This is a genomic window from Thermomonas sp. S9 (assembly GCF_024704365.1).
Classification (GTDB): domain Bacteria; phylum Pseudomonadota; class Gammaproteobacteria; order Xanthomonadales; family Xanthomonadaceae; genus Thermomonas.
Genome location: NZ_JAJDFY010000001.1, coordinates 2,575,576 through 2,592,477, shown reverse-complemented (window position 1 = coordinate 2,592,477; position 16,902 = coordinate 2,575,576). Strand labels below are relative to the sequence as shown.

At 72.0% G+C, this 16,902-nt stretch carries 13 protein-coding genes and 4 pseudogenes; 7 read left to right on the top strand and 10 right to left on the bottom strand.

The genetic code is table 11. The annotated features are described in order from the left end of the window. Positions 1-16: 16 nt before the first annotated feature. The gene (locus LJB71_RS13125; protein WP_259304526.1) at positions 17-802 is read right to left on the bottom strand and encodes a hypothetical protein; all 786 of its coding nucleotides are present in this window, start codon (positions 800-802) and stop codon (positions 17-19) included. Here LJB71_RS13125 and LJB71_RS13120 point away from each other — a divergent pair. Next, positions 792-1,043 (top strand): arginase family protein, encoded by a 252-nt coding sequence (locus tag LJB71_RS13120; RefSeq protein ID WP_259304525.1) that lies wholly within the window; start codon positions 792-794, stop codon positions 1,041-1,043. The genes LJB71_RS13125 and LJB71_RS13120 overlap by 11 nt on opposite strands. 3 nt (positions 1,044-1,046) lie before the next feature. Here LJB71_RS13120 and LJB71_RS13115 read toward each other — a convergent pair whose 3' ends face one another. Further along, positions 1,047-2,315 carry an ectonucleotide pyrophosphatase/phosphodiesterase gene (locus LJB71_RS13115; RefSeq protein WP_259304524.1) on the bottom strand — a complete coding sequence of 423 codons (1,269 nt, stop codon included), beginning with the start codon at positions 2,313-2,315 and terminating at the stop codon, positions 1,047-1,049. 83 nt (positions 2,316-2,398) lie between these two features. Here LJB71_RS13115 and hutU point away from each other — a divergent pair. The 4 genes and pseudogenes from hutU (at position 2,399) to LJB71_RS13095 (ending at position 6,200) form a co-directional block, all read left to right on the top strand. Continuing rightward, positions 2,399-4,065, top strand: a pseudogene (gene hutU / locus LJB71_RS13110) (urocanate hydratase). Beyond that, positions 4,062-4,829 carry a DsbA family oxidoreductase gene (locus tag LJB71_RS13105; RefSeq protein ID WP_259304523.1) on the top strand — a complete coding sequence of 256 codons (768 nt, stop codon included), beginning with the start codon at positions 4,062-4,064 and terminating at the stop codon, positions 4,827-4,829. Before hutU ends, LJB71_RS13105 begins: the two are co-directional and overlap by 4 nt. Then, positions 4,826-5,308: pseudogene (locus LJB71_RS13100) on the top strand (cupin domain-containing protein). Before LJB71_RS13105 ends, LJB71_RS13100 begins: the two are co-directional and overlap by 4 nt. Before the next feature lie 100 nt (positions 5,309-5,408). Continuing rightward, positions 5,409-6,200, top strand: a complete 792-nt coding sequence (locus tag LJB71_RS13095; protein WP_259304522.1) for a hypothetical protein — start codon at positions 5,409-5,411, stop codon at positions 6,198-6,200. Between the two features lie 16 nt (positions 6,201-6,216). Here LJB71_RS13095 and dbpA read toward each other — a convergent pair whose 3' ends face one another. Beyond that, positions 6,217-7,599, bottom strand: a complete 1,383-nt coding sequence (gene dbpA / locus LJB71_RS13090) for an ATP-dependent RNA helicase DbpA (RefSeq protein ID WP_259304521.1) — start codon at positions 7,597-7,599, stop codon at positions 6,217-6,219. Between the two features lie 132 nt (positions 7,600-7,731). On the opposite strand from dbpA, the gene LJB71_RS13085 reads away from it, so the two are divergent. Beyond that, positions 7,732-8,835: a hypothetical protein gene (locus LJB71_RS13085; protein ID WP_259304520.1), complete on the top strand. Its 1,104-nt coding sequence runs from the start codon at positions 7,732-7,734 to the stop codon at positions 8,833-8,835. 12 nt (positions 8,836-8,847) lie between these two features. Here LJB71_RS13085 and LJB71_RS13080 read toward each other — a convergent pair whose 3' ends face one another. The 6 genes and pseudogenes from LJB71_RS13080 to LJB71_RS13055 all read right to left on the bottom strand — a co-directional run bounded on the left by LJB71_RS13080 (position 8,848) and on the right by LJB71_RS13055 (position 13,623). Beyond that, on the bottom strand, positions 8,848-9,495 hold the full coding sequence (locus LJB71_RS13080) for a hypothetical protein (RefSeq protein ID WP_259304519.1): 648 nt from the start codon (positions 9,493-9,495) through the stop codon (positions 8,848-8,850). 27 nt (positions 9,496-9,522) lie between these two features. After that, positions 9,523-10,053, bottom strand: coding sequence for a sigma-70 family RNA polymerase sigma factor (locus LJB71_RS13075; RefSeq protein ID WP_259304518.1), 531 nt, complete (start codon positions 10,051-10,053; stop codon positions 9,523-9,525). Positions 10,054-10,135: 82 nt separating this feature from the next. Further along, a pseudogene (locus tag LJB71_RS13070) lies at positions 10,136-10,367 on the bottom strand (RNA-binding S4 domain-containing protein). A 27-nt stretch (positions 10,368-10,394) separates the two neighbouring features. Then, positions 10,395-11,018, bottom strand: a pseudogene (locus LJB71_RS13065) (general secretion pathway protein GspB); the annotation flags it as partial. 4 nt (positions 11,019-11,022) lie between these two features. After that, complete coding sequence (locus LJB71_RS13060; RefSeq protein ID WP_259304517.1) at positions 11,023-12,642, bottom strand: AAA family ATPase; 1,620 nt, start codon at positions 12,640-12,642, stop codon at positions 11,023-11,025. 33 nt (positions 12,643-12,675) lie between these two features. Beyond that, positions 12,676-13,623, bottom strand: a complete 948-nt coding sequence (locus tag LJB71_RS13055) for a DMT family transporter (protein WP_259304516.1) — start codon at positions 13,621-13,623, stop codon at positions 12,676-12,678. A 109-nt stretch (positions 13,624-13,732) separates the two neighbouring features. Here LJB71_RS13055 and LJB71_RS13050 point away from each other — a divergent pair, with 109 nt between their 5' ends. Next, positions 13,733-15,400 carry a serine hydrolase gene (locus tag LJB71_RS13050; RefSeq protein WP_259304515.1) on the top strand — a complete coding sequence of 556 codons (1,668 nt, stop codon included), beginning with the start codon at positions 13,733-13,735 and terminating at the stop codon, positions 15,398-15,400. A gap of 58 nt (positions 15,401-15,458) precedes the next feature. Here the strand turns inward: LJB71_RS13050 and LJB71_RS13045 are convergent, their stop codons facing one another. Continuing rightward, complete coding sequence (locus LJB71_RS13045; protein ID WP_259304514.1) at positions 15,459-16,718, bottom strand: aminotransferase class I/II-fold pyridoxal phosphate-dependent enzyme; 1,260 nt, start codon at positions 16,716-16,718, stop codon at positions 15,459-15,461. Between the last annotated feature and the right edge of the window lie 184 nt (positions 16,719-16,902).

Below are 16,902 nucleotides of genomic sequence, written 5' to 3'. Positions count from 1 at the left end.
CGCGTGTGACGCCCGATTATGGCAAAGGCAGGCCTAGAATGACGGCCTTCCCTCGCCCGGAGGTTTGCCATGCAAGACGCCGCCAGCGCGGCCCGTCCCGCGTCCCTGGAAGGCTGGGGGGCGCGTCGATCTGCCTGAAGACGCTAGCACCCGGCGCTGGCACCAGTGGGTGCGCGCGATGGCGGCGGATGCCGCACCGGGCGTTGCGCTGCTGGGCTTCGCCTGCGACGAGGGCGTGCGCCGCAATCACGGCCGCGTGGGCGCGGCGGAGGGGCCGGCCGCGCTGCGCCGGATGCTGTCCAACCTGCCGGTGCTGGACGAGGCGCCGCTGTACGACGCCGGCACCATCGCCTGCCCCGATGGCGACCTCGAAGCCGCGCAGGCGCGCTATGCGGACGCCATGGCCGGCCTGCTGGACGCGGGGCATCTGGCCGTGGGCCTGGGCGGCGGCCACGAGATCGCCTATGCCAGCTATCTGGGCCTGGCGCGGCACGTCGGCGCGCGCCGGCCGCGGCTGGCGATCGTCAACCTCGATGCCCACTTCGACCTGCGCCGGCAGGCGCAGGGCAGTTCCGGCACGCCGTTCCTGCAGGCGATCGAACACGCGCGCGCCAATGGCCTGCCGCTCGAGTACTGGGTCTATGGCATCAGCGTTGCGGCCAACACGCGCGTGCTGTTCGACACCGCCGACGCCCTCGGGGTGCACTACGTGCGCGATGACGAGTTGGGGCTGCTCGATCTGCCGCAGCGGCTGGCCGAACTGCAGGCGAAGCTGAGCTGGCGTCGATGCGGTGTATCTCACCCTCGACATCGACGCGCTGCCACAAGCGGTGGCGCCGGGCGTGAGCGCGCCGGCCGCGCGCGGGGTGCCGCTGGAGGTGGCAGAGCCGCTGCTGGATGCAGTGGCGGCCAGCGGCAAGCTGCGCCTGCTGGACGTGGCCGAGCTGTGCCCGCGCCTGGATCGCGACGCGGCCACCGCGCGGGTGGCGGCGCGCCTGATCCACCGCGTCACCCACGCGGCCTGGCGGGCGCGCGGCGGCTGAACTTCAGCGCGCCTCGCGCAGCCCCGGCCGCAGCGGTGCCAGGTCGCCGTCGTTCGCCGCCGGCGGCAGGTGCAGCAGAAACGCCAGCAGCGGGTACACGTCCACGTTGTCGAACGGTGGCAGCAGCGTGCCGGGATTGAACGCCGGCCCGTGCGCGATGAACACCGCGCGCATCGACGGCAGCGCCGGGTCGAAGCCGTGCGAGCCGCGGTCGCCCGGGCGGCGCTTGGTCTTCCAGCCGGGAGACAGTGCGTCCCAGCCTTCATCCATCAGGCACACGATCGGCGGGATGCGCGGATGCGTGCCGTAGTGCCAGCGCGCCGGCAGTTCGCCCTTGCGCCAGCATGCGTAGTGCGGATGGCGGCCGAGCAGGCGCGCCTCGGCCTCGGCCGCATGGCCGGGCCGCGGGCGGATGCCGACCACCTGGCCGGCGGTTTCCACCTCGGCGATGTCCGCCGGCACCAGCGTGTCCACCGTCACCACCTGGCCGTCCGGCACACGCGCCATGCCGTGGTCGGAGACCACCACGATGTTGAGGGCGTCCAGCATCCCGCGCTGGCGCAAGCCCTCGACCAGGCGCGCGAGCGCGGCGTCCACCTCGGCGACCGCGGCGCGCGCAGGCGGGCTACCGGGGCCGGCATCGTGCTCGGCATGATCGACCTGGTCGAAATACAGGGTCATGAACGCGGGCCGCTGCGCAGGCGGCGCCCGCAGCCAGCCGAGCACGGTGTCCACGCGCTGGGCCGGGGTGATCCCGGCGTCGAAGGGATGCCATTCGTCCGGACGCACGCCGTGGATCGCGGCTTCGCTGCCTGGCCAGAACATGGTGGCGGTGCGCAGCCCGGCCCTGTGCGCGGTGACCCAGATCGGCTCGCCGCCTTCCCACCAGCGGCCATCGCTCACGGCCTGGCGGTCGTTCAGCGCGAACCGCCCCAGTACCGGGTCGCGCATGCTGTTGTTCACGATGCCGTGATGGTCGGGGCGCAGCCCGGTCACCAGGGTGTAGTGGTTGGGGAAGGTCAGCGTCGGGAACGACGGATTCATCCACTGCGCGCGCACGCCGGTCGCGGCCAGTGCCTGCAGGGTGGGCGCATCGGCCAGATCGTCCGGGCGCAGGCCGTCGATCGAGATCAACAGCACCGGCGCGACGGCGCGGGTGGGAGCCGTGGCAGCGGTGGTCGCCGCGGTCGCGGGGCGGGGAGCGGGAGGACTGGCGCAGCCGGCCACGGCCAGCAGCGCAGTGGTGAGCAGGGAGGTGAGGACGGCGCGCATCCGTCGATGATAGCCGGCGACCATGACCGGCCGGTGGCGGGCGCGATGCGATAATTACTGCTTCGTTCCAGGAGCCGCTACCGATGTCCAACCGCCACGATCCCTCCCGCCGCATCCGCGCACCGCGCGGCAGCACGCTGACCTGCCGCTCGTGGCTGACCGAGGCGCCGTTCCGGATGCTGCAGAACAACCTCGACCCCGACGTGGCCGAGCGTCCGGAAGATTTGGTGGTGTATGGCGGTATCGGTCGCGCCGCGCGCGACTGGGAGTGTTTCGACAAGATCCTTGAAACACTGAAGACCCTCGGCGACGACGAGACCCTGCTGGTACAGTCCGGCAAGCCGGTGGGCGTGTTCCCCACCCATCCCGACGCGCCGCGGGTGTTGATCGCCAACTCCAACCTGGTGCCGCACTGGGCGACCTGGGAGCACTTCAACGCGCTCGATCGCAAGGGCCTGATGATGTACGGCCAGATGACGGCCGGCTCGTGGATCTATATCGGCTCGCAGGGCATCGTGCAGGGCACCTACGAGACCTTCGTGGAGATGGGCCGCCAGCACTACGGCGGCTCGCTGAAAGGGCGCTGGATCCTGACCGCGGGCCTGGGCGGCATGGGCGGCGCGCAGCCGCTGGCGGCCTCGCTGGCCGGCGCGTGCAGCCTCACCATCGAATGCCGGCAGTCGAGCATCGACTTCCGCCTGCGCACCCGCTACGTGGACGAGCAGGCCACCGACCTCGACGACGCCTTGGCCCGCATCGGGAAATACACCAAGGCGGGCGAGGCCAAGTCGATCGCGCTGCTCGGCAACGCGGCGGAGCTCCTGCCGGAGCTGGTGCGCCGCGGCGTGCGCCCCGATTGCGTCACCGACCAGACCAGCGCGCACGACCCGGTGCACGGCTACCTGCCGGTCGGCTGGAGCGTGGAGCGGTGGCTGGACGCGCAGAAGTCGAACCCGGACAAGGTGCGCGACGCGGCCAAGCAGTCGATGCGCGTGCATGTCGAGGCCATGCTGGCCTTTCACGCGCAGGGCATCCCCACCGTCGACTACGGCAACAACATCCGCCAGATGGCGTTCGACGAGGGCTGCAAGAACGCCTTCGACTTCCCCGGTTTCGTGCCGGCCTACGTGCGGCCGCTGTTCTGCCGCGGCATCGGCCCGTTCCGCTGGGTGGCGCTCTCCGGCGATCCGGAGGACATCTACAGGACCGACGCCAAGGTGAAGGAGCTGATTCCGGACGATCCGCACCTGCACCGCTGGCTGGACATGGCGCGCGAGCGCATCAGCTTCAGGGCCTGCCGGCGCGCATCTGCTGGGTGGGCCTGGGCCTGCGCCACAAGCTGGGCCTGGCGTTCAACGCCATGGTGCGCAACGGCGAGCTGAAGGCGCCGATCGTGATCGGCCGCGACCATCTGGATTCCGGCAGCGTCGCCTCGCCGAACCGCGAGACCGAAGCGATGCGCGACGGCTCTGATGCCGTCTCCGACTGGCCGCTGCTCAACGCCATGCTCAACGTCGCCGGCGGCGCGACCTGGGTCAGCCTGCACCACGGCGGCGGCGTCGGTATGGGCTACTCGCAGCACAGCGGCGTGGTCATCGTCTGCGACGGCACCGATGCCGCCGACAAGCGCATCGCCCGCGTGCTGTGGAACGACCCCGGCACCGGCGTGATGCGGCATGCCGACGCGGGCTACGAGATCGCGCAGGCGTGCGCGCGGGAGCAGGGCCTCAAGCTGCCGATGCTGCCATGAGCGCGCCGATGCCGAAGACGCTGCGCATCGATTTCGTCTCCGACGTGGTCTGCCCGTGGTGCGCGGTGGGGCTGGCTTCGTTGGAGCAGGCCTTGCGGCGGCTGCAGGGCGAGGTGGCGGCGGAGCTGCACTTCCAGCCGTTCGAGCTGGACCCGAACATGCCGCCCGGCGGCATGGACGTGGCCGAGAACCTCAAGCGCAAGTACGGGATGGACGATGCGCAGCTGGCCGAGAACCAGGCGCGCATCCGCGAGCGCGGCGCCGAGTTGGGCTTCACCTTCGACTTCAACGCGCGCAGCCGCACCTGGAACACCTTCGACGCGCATCGCCTGCTGCACTGGGCGGAAGTGGAAGCGCCGGAGCGCCAGCTGCCGCTGAAGCGCGCGCTGCTGGTGGCCAACTTCAGCGAGGGCCTCGACATCAGCGACCGCGCGGTGCTGGCGGAGATCGCGGCCGGGGTGGGCCTGGACGCGCAGCGCGCGCGCGCGGTTCTGGACGGCGGCGAGTTCGCAGATGCGGTGCGTGCCGCCGAGCAGTTTTTCCAGAACCTGGGCATCCGCAGCGTGCCCGCCGTGATCGTGGAGCGCAGGCACCTGATTTCCGGCGGCCAGCCGCCGGAGGTGTTCGAACGCGCGCTGCGGGGAGATCGCGACGCAGTGAACCCGTGGTGTGGACAGGCGCTGCCTTCGGCATCGCCCTCGCGGCGAGCGATGCTCGCTCCCTCCGCAGTGTTTCCAATCCCTTCTTCCGAGTGCATCCCATGAGCGAGCCGACACCTCCCGTTGCCATCGCGGCCCACGACGCGCCGCCGCGCAATGCGCTATCCCTGTATCCGCCGCCGTTCGCCGCGCGCATGGCCGGCCGGGTCAACAGCCACTTGGAACCCTGTTCGGGCTTGCGAATTTCGGGGTCAACCTGACCCGGCTGGCGCCCGGCGCGGTGTCCGCGCTGCGGCATGCGCATGCCCTGCAGGATGAGTTCATCTACGTGCTGGAAGGCGAGCCGACGCTGGTCACCGATGCCGGCCGCACCCGGCTCGCGCCGGGCATGTGCGCCGGCTTCAAGGCCGGCAGCGGCGATGCCCACCACCTCGTCAACGAGAGCGACCGCGAGGCGGTGTACCTCGAGGTGGGCGACCGCACCCCCGAACGATTCGGTCGTGTATCCCGACGACGACCTCGTGGCGGTCGGAACCGCGACGGGCGGCTGGGTGTTCACCCACAAGGACGGCCGGCCGTACTGAGGCAGTCGCGCGGCGGCCGGCCTGCAGGCACCCGGCCCGGGCGGGGTTAGACTCGCGCCGACGCAGGGCGGAGGGGACGCGGATGCGCGGATGGAAAGGGGTGGCGTGTGCCGGGTGGCTGGTGCTGCTGGGCGTGTTCGCGGGGCCGGTGCGGGCGCAGGCCGCGGCAACGCCTGTGGTGGAGCTGCGCGAGACCTTCCCGCCTGGACCCGAGATCCGGGTGCCGCCGAACCAGGCGGTGTACCTGCGCATCGGCTATGCCGCGCCGGCGCCGGTCCACCTGTGGGCGCGTCCGTATTTCCGTGGACGCCCGGTGGAGGCGGGCAGCAGCCCGTCGCTGCAGTATTCCGGCGATGGCGAGGCGCTCGGGTTCTTCTTCCTGTTCAAGCCGGGGCAGGTGGACGAGGTGCGCGTCAGTGCCGGCGATGGCCGCCCCGCGAGCACCCCGGAAATCGCGCGCTGGCCGCTGTCGGTGACGGTCGAGGCCGATGCCCCGGCGCCGGGCGCGCCACCGGGCTGGGTGGCGGCGCTGCGTGCGCAGGAACATGCGCGCGCCGACCAGCTGCGTGCGCAGGCGGCGCAGGTGCCGCCGTCGGCCGGGGCGATGGTGTGGTTCAGCGGCTTCATGCTGCTGATGCTCGGGCTGGCGGGGGCCGGCATCGGCTGGCCGCTTTGGGCCCTCTGGCGCTGGCGCGGCGGATGGCGCTGGCTGGCGGCGGTGCCGGCGGCCGCGGTGGCGTTCGTGCTGCTGCGCATCGTGCTGGACACCGCGCGCGACCCCACCTCGCACAACCTGTGGCCGTTCGAGGTGGTGATGGTGGCCGGTGCCAGCCTGGTGGCCATGGCGTCGTTGGCACTGGTGCGGCGGGTGCTGGCCGCACAGTCGCAGTGAGCACCGCCTTCGCCGGCTACAGCCGGTGGAGGCGCAGACGGCGGCCCTTGATCCTGCCGGCGCGCAGGCGCTCCAGCGCGCGGTCGGCCTGCGCGCGTGCGATGGCGACGTAGCTGCGGGTGGGATAGACGTCGATCTTGCCGATCGCGTCCTTGTGCAGCCCGGCCTCACCAGTCAGCGCGCCGACGATATCGCCGGGGCGCAGCTTGTCGGTGCGGCCGGCATCGATGCGCAGCGTCGCCATCGCCGCCTGCGGCACGCCGCGCGGCTTGCCGTCCAGCGCGGCGATGCGTTCGAAGCGGATCGGGGTTCCCTGGCGTTCCTCGATCAGGGTGGCGCGTCCGCGCTCCTTCTCGGCGACCAGGCTCAGGGCGAGGCCGTCGCGCCCGGCGCGGCCGGTGCGGCCGATGCGGTGCAGGTAGGTGTCGACGTCGGTGGGAAGCTCGAAGTTCACCACCGCGCCGATGTCGTCGATGTCCAGCCCGCGCGCGGCCACGTCGCTGGCCACCAGCACGTTGCAGCTGCGGTTGGAAAAGCGCACCAGCACTTCCTCGCGGTCGCGCTGCTCCATGTCGCCGTGCAGGGCCAGCGCGTCGAAGCCGTAGTGCGCCAGCGAGGCCACGACCTCTTCGGTGTCCTTGCGCATGTTGCAGAACACCACGGTGGAGGCCGGGTTGAACTGCAGCAGCAGCGCGGCCAGCTGCGGGGCGCGCCGCGCCGGGTCGGCCTCGAAGAAGCGCGCCTCGATCGTCGCCGGCTGCCCGCCGCCGCCCACGCTGACTTCCACCGGCGCGCGCAGCATGGCGGTGGCCAGGGTGCGGATGGCGTCGGGAAAGGTGGCCGAGAACAACAGCCCCTGGCGGTCCTTCGGGGTGCGCCTGGCCAGCGCGCGGATCGGTTCGTCGAAGCCCATGTCCAGCATGCGGTCGGCCTCGTCCAGCACCAGCACGCGCACGCCGCGCAGATCCAGCGCGTCCTTCTGCACCAGTTCCAGCACGCGCCCGGGCGTGCCCACCACCACGTGCGGTGGATGCGCCAGCGAGGCCAGCTGCGGCGCCAGCGGGATCCCGCCGCACAGCACCGACAGCTTGAGGTTGGCGATGCCGGTGGCCAGCTTGCGCAGCTGCTTGCCCACCTGGTCGGCCAGCTCGCGGGTGGGGCAGAGCACCAGCGCCTGCGTGCCGCCGGTTGCGGGGTCGATCCGCTGCAGCAGGCCCAGCCCGAAGGCCGCGGTCTTGCCGCTGCCGGTGGGCGCCTGCGCGATCAGGTCGCGGCCGGCGAGGATGGCGGGGAGGGCCTGCGCCTGCACCGGCGTGAGCGCGGTGTAGCCGAGGGCGTCGAGGCCGGGCGCGAGCGCGGGCGGCAGTGCGAGGTCGGCGAACGTGGCGGGGGTCTGCATGGCCCATGATCGCAGGTTTGCAGCGCAGGCCGGCCGCGGCCGGGTTCACCCGCGGTTGTGGGCAGCGCCGCGCCGGGCCACTAGACTGGCCGCGACCTCCTACCGATCCCCGCGATGCGCCTGCGCTGGTTGTTGTCCCTGTCCTGCCTGCTGGCCGCTGCCTGCAGCCGTCCACCGGAACCCGCCCCCGAGGCCGCTGCTACGCCGATCGCACCGCCGGCTCCGCGCGTGCAGCGCAAGCCGCAGGCCGAGATCGACTGGTCGCCGCAGCGGCTGGAGGCGGGCGATGCGTGGATCGACTGCAGCGCCGACTACCACCAGGGCGACGGCCGCCCGGTGCTCTCGCTGGCCTACCTCGACCTGCGCAAGACCATGCAGGACTGCCGCGCCACCGGCCTGATGCGGCTGCGCTACAAGGGCAAGGTCACCGCCAGCTTCGCCGCGCTGGCCGAGCGCGCCGGCAAGGTCGCCGGTGATCTGGGGATCGGCAAGCGCATCCTCGATATCGACTCCAGCGGCGGCAGCGTGGAGGCGGCGATGCGCGCCGGCGATGCGATCGGCGAGAACGACTGGACGATCTGGGTGCGTGGCGATTCGGTCTGCTACAGCGCCTGCGTGCTGATCCTGGCCGCCGGCGACATGCGCGTGATCGTCGGACCGGTGGGGATCCACCGCATGATCGCGCTGCAGTCACTGGTGCGCTCGCGGCGCGAGCTGGGCGAGGCGCTGCGCCGGATCAGTGACGAGCTGCGCAACTACCTCGAACGCAATGGCGCCTCGATCGAGGTCTACGACTTGATGACCACCGTGCCCAACCGCAAGCTGCGCATCCTGACCGACGAGGAACTGGAGGCTTTTGGTCTGTCCGGTGCGAATGCGGTGGAGGACGACCTCGGTCGCATCCGCCTGGCGCAGACCTGCGGCACCGCGTTCCTGCGCCGCCGCGACGCCTTCCGGCGCGCCTTCGAGCAGCAGTGCCTGCAGCCGGCCGATGCCGCGCACCAGGACGTCGCCGACATCAACGCGTGCGGCCTGGCCCTGCGCGAACGCTACGGCTTCCCCGACCCGAAGTGCCCGATCGAAAGCCCGATGGCCGAGCTCGACGGTGCGGTGCTGGCGATCCCGCCTGCCGCACCGCCTCCGGAGCCCGCACCGGCCATCCCGGATGCGCCGCCTGCCGGCGCCGGTGTGGCCGAACACGCCGTCGGCGGAGAGGGTGCATCGCCGGCGCACTAGGCCGGCATCGCCTCAGTCGCGCTCGAAGCGCGCCACGTCCTCGTACAGCCGCAGGCTGCGGCGAATGCCGTCGGCGCCATCGTCCAGCCACCCGCGCGAAGTGTCGGGGCGGCGCAGCGAGCGCGCCATCCAGGCCCAGGTCGCCAGCGTGCCGGCCAGGCCCAGCGCGAGGCTGGCCCAGACCCAGGCCGGGGTCGGCGTTCCCGGCGCGACCGGCGTCTGCCCGGCGACGCCGACCACCACCAGCACCCAGCCGATCCACCAGGGCGCTCCGCATACGGCGGAATTGAGCCGTTGCAGGCGTAGCAGCGCGCGCAGCCGGCGCTGGATCGTGAGCACCGCGGACGATGGCCGAATGCCGGCGGTGAGCGTCAGCACCGCCACCGCGAACACGATGTGCAGCACCCCGAAGGCGTGCAGCGCGATGCCGGTGGCCAGCAGGCCGGGAATGCCCGGATTGGTGCGCCAGCAGCCGACGCCCAGCAGCACCAGCCCGACGCCGAGCAGGGCCTGCAGCAGCAGTCCGATCCGCAGCGGCCGCAGCTGGCGCTGCGCCTGCTGCTGGTGCTGCCCGCGCAGCAGCTCGCGCTGCAGGTCTTCCTGCCGCGCGAGGCGCGCGTCCAGAGCCTGCCATGCCGCCTTGATCTCATCCGGTTCCATCGCCCGTTCTCCCGTGATTCGTCGTGGTCAGGTCGCGTCGCGCAGGCGCTGCTTCAGCCGGCCGATGCGGGTGGAGACATTGGTTTCGCTCAGGCCAAGCACGGCCGCGATCTCGCGCTGCGGACGCTCGTCCAGATAGAGCAGCAGCAACGCGCGTTCCAGCGGTGGCTGGTGCTGGATGAAGCGTTGCAGCAGCGCGATCTGCTGTTGCTGCGCGTGGTGTTCATCGGGTTCGCGGGCCTGCGTATCGGCGATCTCCTGCGGCGCCGCTTCCAGTGAACCGCCGTCGTGCCGGTGGCGCAGTGCCTGCGTGCGCACGTGGCTGATCGCCACGTTCAGCGCCACCCGGTACATCCAGGTGGTGAAGCTGCGCAGCGGGTCGAACTCGGGGAAGGAGCGCCACAGCTGGGCGGCGATCTCCTGCACCAGGTCGGCGCGGTCCTCGGGATGCCGCGCATAGGTGTGCGCGACCTTGAACACGATCCCGCGGTGACGCTGGAACAGCGCCTGGAAGTCGCTGCGGCGCTGGGCATCGGTCATGGCGGCGGAGGTGTGCATGGAGTTCCCGGTGCGCACGTCGGTGCGTTTCTCGCCCCATGATTCGCACCGGCGCGGTGTTCCTCACACGGATCCGATGCCCTCAGGGCGAGGCGTCCATCGCCGCCACCCGGATCTCGATCGCGCCCACCCGCACCCGCTGGCCGGCGCGGATCTTGGCGGTCTTGCGCAGTTCCAGCGTGCCGTCCACCTGCACCGCGCCGCTGGCCACCAGCTGCTTGCCGGCGCCGCCGGAAGCGCATAGGCCGGCCAGTTTCAGCAGCTGGTTGAGTTCGATGAAATCGCGGCTCGAGGGTGAAGTCGATGGTGGGCATGGCGGTCATGGCAGGGGGGATGCGGGCGCGCTGGCCGTCGCGTTCGATCACCACGCCCTTGCGGTCGATCGCCACCACGGTGAGGCTGCCGTTGCGGTCGCCTTCGCCCATGCGCTGGCCGTCGAGGATGACGAAGCGGCGGGCGGGGTCGGCGTCCCACACGTGCATGCTCAGTTTCACCGGCGGCAGGCCGGTGCTGGCGATGTCGGGGATGGCATCCGCCGCCGGCGCGGGTGCGGGCGCGGGTGCGGGAGATGGCGGGGCGACAGGTGCTGGTGATGGCGGCGACGGGAGCGAGGCGGCGGCGATCGGCGCGGCCGGTGCGGCCGGTGCGGTCGTCGCTGTGGCGGCGGTGGACGCGGGATGCGCGACCACCTGCGGCAGCGGCGTGGCGAGGCCCGGTGTTTCGACTGCGGGTCGGGCGGCGGGCGCGCTGGTCGGCGGTGCGCTGGCGGCCGGTGCGCGTTCGCGCAAGGTAAGCCAGAGCGCCAGCGCCAGCACGGCCAGCGCGATCGCGCCCAGCCATGGCAGCGGGCGGGCGGTGGGCGCGCGCGAGAGCGGTGCCGGCGGCAGCTCCAGCCGCAGGTCGGGCGCGCGGTCGCGGCGGCGTTCGGCTTCGGATTTGCGCAGGGCTTCCAGGATCAGCGACATCGCATCACTCCAGCGCCCGCTGCAGGCGCGGGCCGGGCAAGCCATTGGCCAGGGCCATCAGGGTCAGGCTGCCGGCCACGCCGTCCGCCGGCAGGCCGTGCGCGCTCTGGAACTCGCGCACCGCCGCGCGCAGGCGGGCATCGTAAGGCGCGCCAGGCTGCGCGGCCTGCGGCAGCAGGCGCAGCCACAGCCAGTCCACCGCGGCGCCCCGGGCGCCCGGGCGCGGCGGGGTTTCGAGCATGGCCGGGCCGCGCCACAGCCCGGTGTACTCGCCGTCCCAGTGCGCCTGCAGCAGGCTGCGGTCGAGGTCGAACACGGTGGCGCCCAGGCGCAGGCGCACGTTGCGGGCATCCGCGCCCAGCAGCACCGCCCAGGCGCCGGCGGTGCCGTCGCGCAGGCGCAGCAGCAGCGGGCGATCCAGTGCCATCAGGGTGTCCAGCCGCGCGCGGCCCTGCACGCAGTGCAGGTCCGGCGTCGCCGTGGCGGGCGTGCAGGGGCCGTCGGGGGCGACCGTGACCGCGCGCGCCGGCAGCTCCCACAGCTGCAGCAGCGCCTGCCAGGCCGGTGCGGGGCTGGCCTCGGCAGCGCGCAGGCGCATCGCCAGCGCGCCGGCTTCCAGCCGCGGGATGCGCGCTGCGGCAGGCGTTGCGCCGGCGGGTGCAGCTGGCGTCGCGGCGGCGGTCGGCGCAGGACTCGCGGTGGGGCTTGCCGCCGGGCGGCGCCAGGCCAGCGCCAGCAGCAGCGCGGCCAGTGCGATCACCGCCACGCCGGCGGCGATCGCGCCGGTGCGCAGGCGCTGCGGGCGCGCCGGCGGCGGCAGCACTTCGGCGGCAGCGGCATCCACCAGGCGGCGGTCGATAGTGAGCGCATCGCGCGCATAGCCGGCCAGCAGCGCGCGTTCGGCGATCACGTTCAGCAGCCGCGGCACCCCGCCGGCGCGCGCATGCAGGCGGCGCACTGCGCCGGCATCGAACGGAAAGCGGGTGCCGCCGGCCACCCGCCAGCGGTGGCGCAGATAGGCCTCGGTTTCGGCCGGATCCAGCGGCAGCAGGTGATAGCGCGCGGTGATCCGCTGCGCCAGCTGGCGCAGCTCCGGGCGCGCCAGCAGGGTGCGCAGCTCCGGCTGGCCCAGCAGCACGATCTGCAGCAGTTTCTGGGTGGCGGTTTCCAGATTGGTCAGCAGCCGCACCTGCTCCAGGGTGTCCGGCGGCAGGTTCTGCGCCTCGTCGATCAGCACCACCACCCGCAGGCCCTGCGCATAGGCGTCCAGCAGATAGGCATTGAGCGCATCCACCAGCGCCTTGGCGCTGCCGCGGCGGACGTCGATCGGGATCTTGAGTTCCTCACAGATGGTTTCGAGCAGTTCCACCGGGGTCTGGCGCGGATTCAGCACCAGCGCCACCCGCGTGTGCGCCGGCAGCTGTTCCAGCAGCAGCCGGCTCAGGGTGGTCTTGCCGGTGCCGACTTCGCCGGTGAGCTGCACGAAGCCGCCGCCGCCGCCCTGGTCGATCCCGTACAGCAGGTGCGCCAGCGCGTCCCGGTGGCGTTCGCTCAAGTGCACGAAGCGCGGGTCGGGGGTGAGCGAGAATGGCGGCTCGGTGAGGCCGTAATACGCCAGATACATGCCGTTAGCCTGCCATGTCTTGCAGTGCTTGGGTCAGTCGGCCACGTGGTGGGCTTCGCTGATCGCCGCCTGCTCGGCATGCGCCGGCTGCCGCCGCCCGGCCAGCAGGCCCTGCGTGAACACCACCGCCAGGATGATGGCCACGCCGCCGTAGAAGCGCGGCGAGAGCTCCTGCTGCTCGCCGAATAGCAGCGCCGCCAGCAGGATCGCATAGACCGGTTCGAGGTTGATCGACAGCTGCGCGGTGAACGCCGACAGGTGGCGCAGCGCCACCAGGCACAGCGCGAACGGCAGCAGGGTGCAGGCCAGCGCCAGCACCAGCAGCCACAGCACGTCCAGCCCGGCCGGCAGCACCAGCAGCGGCCCGGCGAAGGCGGGCACCAGGTGCGGCATCAGCGGTGCCAGCAGGCTCAGGGTGAGCACGCCGGCGCCGAGCTCCAGCGCGGTGACGGTGAGCGCATCGCCAGCCTCCACCATGCGTTTGTTGAGGCTGGAAAACACCGCCACGAACAACGCCGATACCACTCCGGTCACGATCCCCGCGTGCATCCCGGCCGGCACTCCGCCGACCACCAGCCAGATTCCCGGTAGCGCGGCCAGCCCCAGCAGCAGGTCGCCAGGGCGGAAGCGCTGGCGGGTCAGGGCCGGTTCCACCAGCGCGGTCATCGGGGTGGCAAACGCAATGCAGGTGGCCGCCACCGAGGCGTTGGCCAGCTTGATCGCGCCGTAGAAGGTGAGCCAGTGCAACGCCACCAGCGCGCCGATCCCGGCGTAGGCCCAGCGCGTGCGCGGTGGCATCGCGCGCAGGCTGCGCCACACCCGCGGCAGCAGCGCCAGCGCGGCCACCACGATCAGCATCCGCCACCACACCAGCGGCAGCGCCGGCAGTGTGATCAATTTCCCGAGGATGGCGGTGAAGCCCCACAGCAGGACGCAGAAGTGGATCTGCCAGAGGGCGCGGGTGGTGTCGGGCGTTCGCATCCGCGCATTATCGGCGGCCACCGCGTGCGGCGGGGCGTGACCGATGGCCGGTCGCGCCGCGGGTGTGACGCGGCATACTCGGGCTTTCCCCTCGCAAGGAACCCCCGACATGCGCATCGCCCCGTTGGCCGTTGCTCTGGCGCTGACCCTGGCCGTCGCCTTCCCGCTGCACGCGCAGCAGGCCGAGCGCACGGCATCGAAGCCGTTCCTGATCGACGACACCCGCGCCCGGCTGACGGCGCCGCTGCCGGACGCGGCGCGGCTGGCGCGCTTCGATGCGTTCGTGCAGGCGGTGCAGCAGCAGTTCCAGGTGCCGGGCGTGGCGGTGGCCATCGTCAAGGATGGCCGGGTGGTGATGGAGCGCGGCTACGGCGTGCGCGAGCTGGGCAAGCCGGCGAAGGTGGATGCCCACACCCTGTTCGCGATCGCCTCCAACACCAAGGCGTTCACCGCCGCCTCGCTGAACATGCTGCAGGACGACGGCAGGCTGAAGACCACCGACCGCGTGATCGACCACCTGCCGTGGTTCCGCATGAGCGATCCGTACGTCACCCACGAGATGCGCATCCGCGACCTCTTGGCGCACCGCAGCGGCCTGAGCCTGGGGGCAGGCGATCTGCTGTACTGGCCCACCACCACCTATACGACGCGCGAGGTGGCCGAGCGCCTGAAGGACGTGCCGCTGACCGGCGGCTTCCGCGAGCAGTACGCCTACGACAACATCCTGTTCGGGGTGGCCCAGCTGGTGATCGAGCAGGCGTCCGGGATGCCCTACAGGCAGTTCCTGCAGACCCGCATCTGGCAGCCGCTGGGGATGACCGAGACCCGCTACAACAGCGATGACCTCGTGCCCGGCGACAACGTCGCGGTGGGCAACGCGCTGTACGACTTCAAGGACCTGCGGCCGATCGCGAGCCCGACCAGCTGGCGCAACGTGTCCGGTGCCGGCGGCATCTATTCCAGCGTGCACGACCTGGCCAAGTGGATGAACCTGCAGCTGGCCGGCGGCGAGATCCCGGGCAGCGGCGGCAAACGGCTGTTCTCCGAGGAGCGCCAGCGCGAGATGTGGACGATGCTGACCCCGATCCCGGTCGGCAAGCCGGCGGTGCCCGCGCTGGCCCCGGCGGTGCCGAACTTCCTCGGCTACGGGCAGGGCTGGTATTTGTCCGATTACGCCGGCCATCGCCTGGTCTGGCATACCGGCGGCTGGCCGGGGCAGGTGTCGCGGCTGACCCTGCTGCCGGACGAGCGCGTCGGCATCGTGGTGCTGACCAGCGCCGAGGTCGGGGCCGCGTTCAACGCGATCACCTTTGAAGCGCTGGACATGCTGCTGGGCCAGGACGGCCACGACTGGCTGCACGCCTACGCGGCGGCGCAGGCCAAGGCCCAGGGCAATGCGGATGCGGACTGGAAGAAGCACGTCGCCGCGCGCGACGCCGCCAGCACGCCGTCGCTGCCGCTGGCGAAGTACGCCGGCACCTACCGCGACCCGTGGTATGGCGATGTCAGCATCCGCCAGGGCAAGAACGGGCTGGAGATGCAGTTCAGCAAGACCGCGCAGCTGCTGGGCGATCTGCAGCACTGGCAGCACGACACCTTCATCGTGCGCTGGCGCGACCGCAGCCTGAACGCGGATGCCTTTGCCAGCTTCAGTCTGGATCCCGACGGCCGCATCCGCGAACTGCGCATGCAGCCGGTGTCGCCGCTGACCGATTTCAGCTTCGACTTCCAGGACCTGCGGCTGGTGCCGGTGAAGGCGGAAAGCGCCGGCCACTGAGCCGGCGACATTCCCCGGCGGGGGCGCCCGCCGGGGCTCGAGGCCCGCTCAGGCCCGCTCAGGCCACCGCGCTGGGGCGCTCGGCCTGCTCGGCGCGGCGCGCCAGCACGCGCTCGATCCGCGCGAACACCTCGCGCAGCACGTCCGCCTCGGGCAGCAGGGTGACCCGGAAATGGTCGCGGTAGGGCACGTTGAAGCTGGTGCCGGGCACGATCAGCACGTCCTCCTGCTCCAGCATCTCCAGCGCGAAGGCGTGATCGTCGAAGTCGCGCGCCGCCGCGCCCACCACCCGCGGAAAGCCGTACAGCGCGCCGGCCGGCGGCACCAGCGCCAGGTGCTCGCTGGCCGCGCAGGATTCGATCAGCGCGCGCCGGGTCTCGTACAGCCGGCCGCCGGGACGGACCAGCGCGCCGATGGTGTCGGCCCCGTGCAGCGCCTGCTCGATCGCGAACTGCCCGGGCACGTTCGCGCACAGGCGCAGCGCGCCCAGCAGGTCCATCGCGTGGTGGAAATCGCCGCAGGCCAGGGCGTCGCCGGACAGCACCGCCCAGCCGATGCGCCAGCCGCAGGCGCGGTGCACCTTCGACAGCCCGCCGAAGCTCAGGCAGGGCAGGTCGCCGGCCAGCGGCGCCACCGGCTGGAAGGTGGCGTCGTCGTACAGGATGCCGTCGTAGATCTCGTCCACCAGCAGCAGCAGGCGGTAGCGGCGCGCGATTTCCACGATCCGCTCCAGCAGCGCGCGCGGATAGCTGGCACCGGTGGGATTGTTGGGGTTGATCAGCACGATCGCGCGGGTGCGCGAGGACACCAGCGACTCGATCTGCTCGGGATCGGGCAAAAAGCCGTTGTCGCGGTCCAGCTTGTAATAGACCGGGCGGCCGTCGTTGAGGATGGTGGCCGCGCTCCACAGCGGGTAGTCGGGCGAGGGCACCAGCACTTCCTCACCGGGGTTCAGCAGCGCGCGCAGGGCGATGTCGATCAGCTCGGACACGCCGTTGCCCACGAATACCCGCTCCGGGCTGGCATTCGGCGTGCCGCGCGCCTTGTGGAACGCCGCGATCGCCTCGCGCGCCTCGGGCAGGCCCTGCTGGTGGGTATAGGGGTCGGTGCGCTGGATGTGATCGGCGATCGCGCGCTGCAAATGCTCCGGCGCGCGGAACCCGAACGCGCCGGGGTTGCCGATGTTGAGCTTGATCAGCTTGCGGCCCTGGGCCTCCAGCTCGCGCGCGCGGCGCGCCAGTTCGCCGCGGATCTCGTAGCGGACCTCGGTCAGGCGGGTGCGGGTGGCGATCTTGTGGCGGGGGTTGAACGACGACATCGGCGGTGCGGGCGGGGAATGGAGCGGAAAGCCTAGCGGAAAACCCGCGGGAATACGGGGTCGGGCGGCCTGCGCCGCGCCTGCCGGGGTGCTGCTGCCGGCCGCCCCGCCCGGGTCGCGTTTCCCGCCGGTGGAAGGGAAGGCCTAGAATCCGGCGATGAATCCGGCGATGACCGCAACCCGC

Excerpts from the sequence above, each read along its gene's own strand:
- LJB71_RS13115 (WP_259304524.1), bottom strand. The coding sequence starts at position 2,315 with ATGCGCGCCGTCCTCACCTCCCTGCTCACCACTGCGCTGCTGGCCGTG.
- LJB71_RS13105 (WP_259304523.1), top strand. The coding sequence starts at position 4,062 with ATGAGCGCGCCGATGCCGAAGACGCTGCGCATCGATTTCGTCTCCGAC.
- dbpA (WP_259304521.1), bottom strand. The coding sequence starts at position 7,599 with ATGCAGACCCCCGCCACGTTCGCCGACCTCGCACTGCCGCCCGCGCTC.
- LJB71_RS13080 (WP_259304519.1), bottom strand. The coding sequence starts at position 9,495 with ATGGAACCGGATGAGATCAAGGCGGCATGGCAGGCTCTGGACGCGCGC.
- LJB71_RS13075 (WP_259304518.1), bottom strand. The coding sequence starts at position 10,053 with ATGCACACCTCCGCCGCCATGACCGATGCCCAGCGCCGCAGCGACTTC.
- LJB71_RS13060 (WP_259304517.1), bottom strand. The coding sequence starts at position 12,642 with ATGTATCTGGCGTATTACGGCCTCACCGAGCCGCCATTCTCGCTCACC.
- LJB71_RS13055 (WP_259304516.1), bottom strand. The coding sequence starts at position 13,623 with ATGCGAACGCCCGACACCACCCGCGCCCTCTGGCAGATCCACTTCTGC.
- LJB71_RS13050 (WP_259304515.1), top strand. The coding sequence starts at position 13,733 with ATGCGCATCGCCCCGTTGGCCGTTGCTCTGGCGCTGACCCTGGCCGTC.
- LJB71_RS13045 (WP_259304514.1), bottom strand. The coding sequence starts at position 16,718 with ATGTCGTCGTTCAACCCCCGCCACAAGATCGCCACCCGCACCCGCCTG.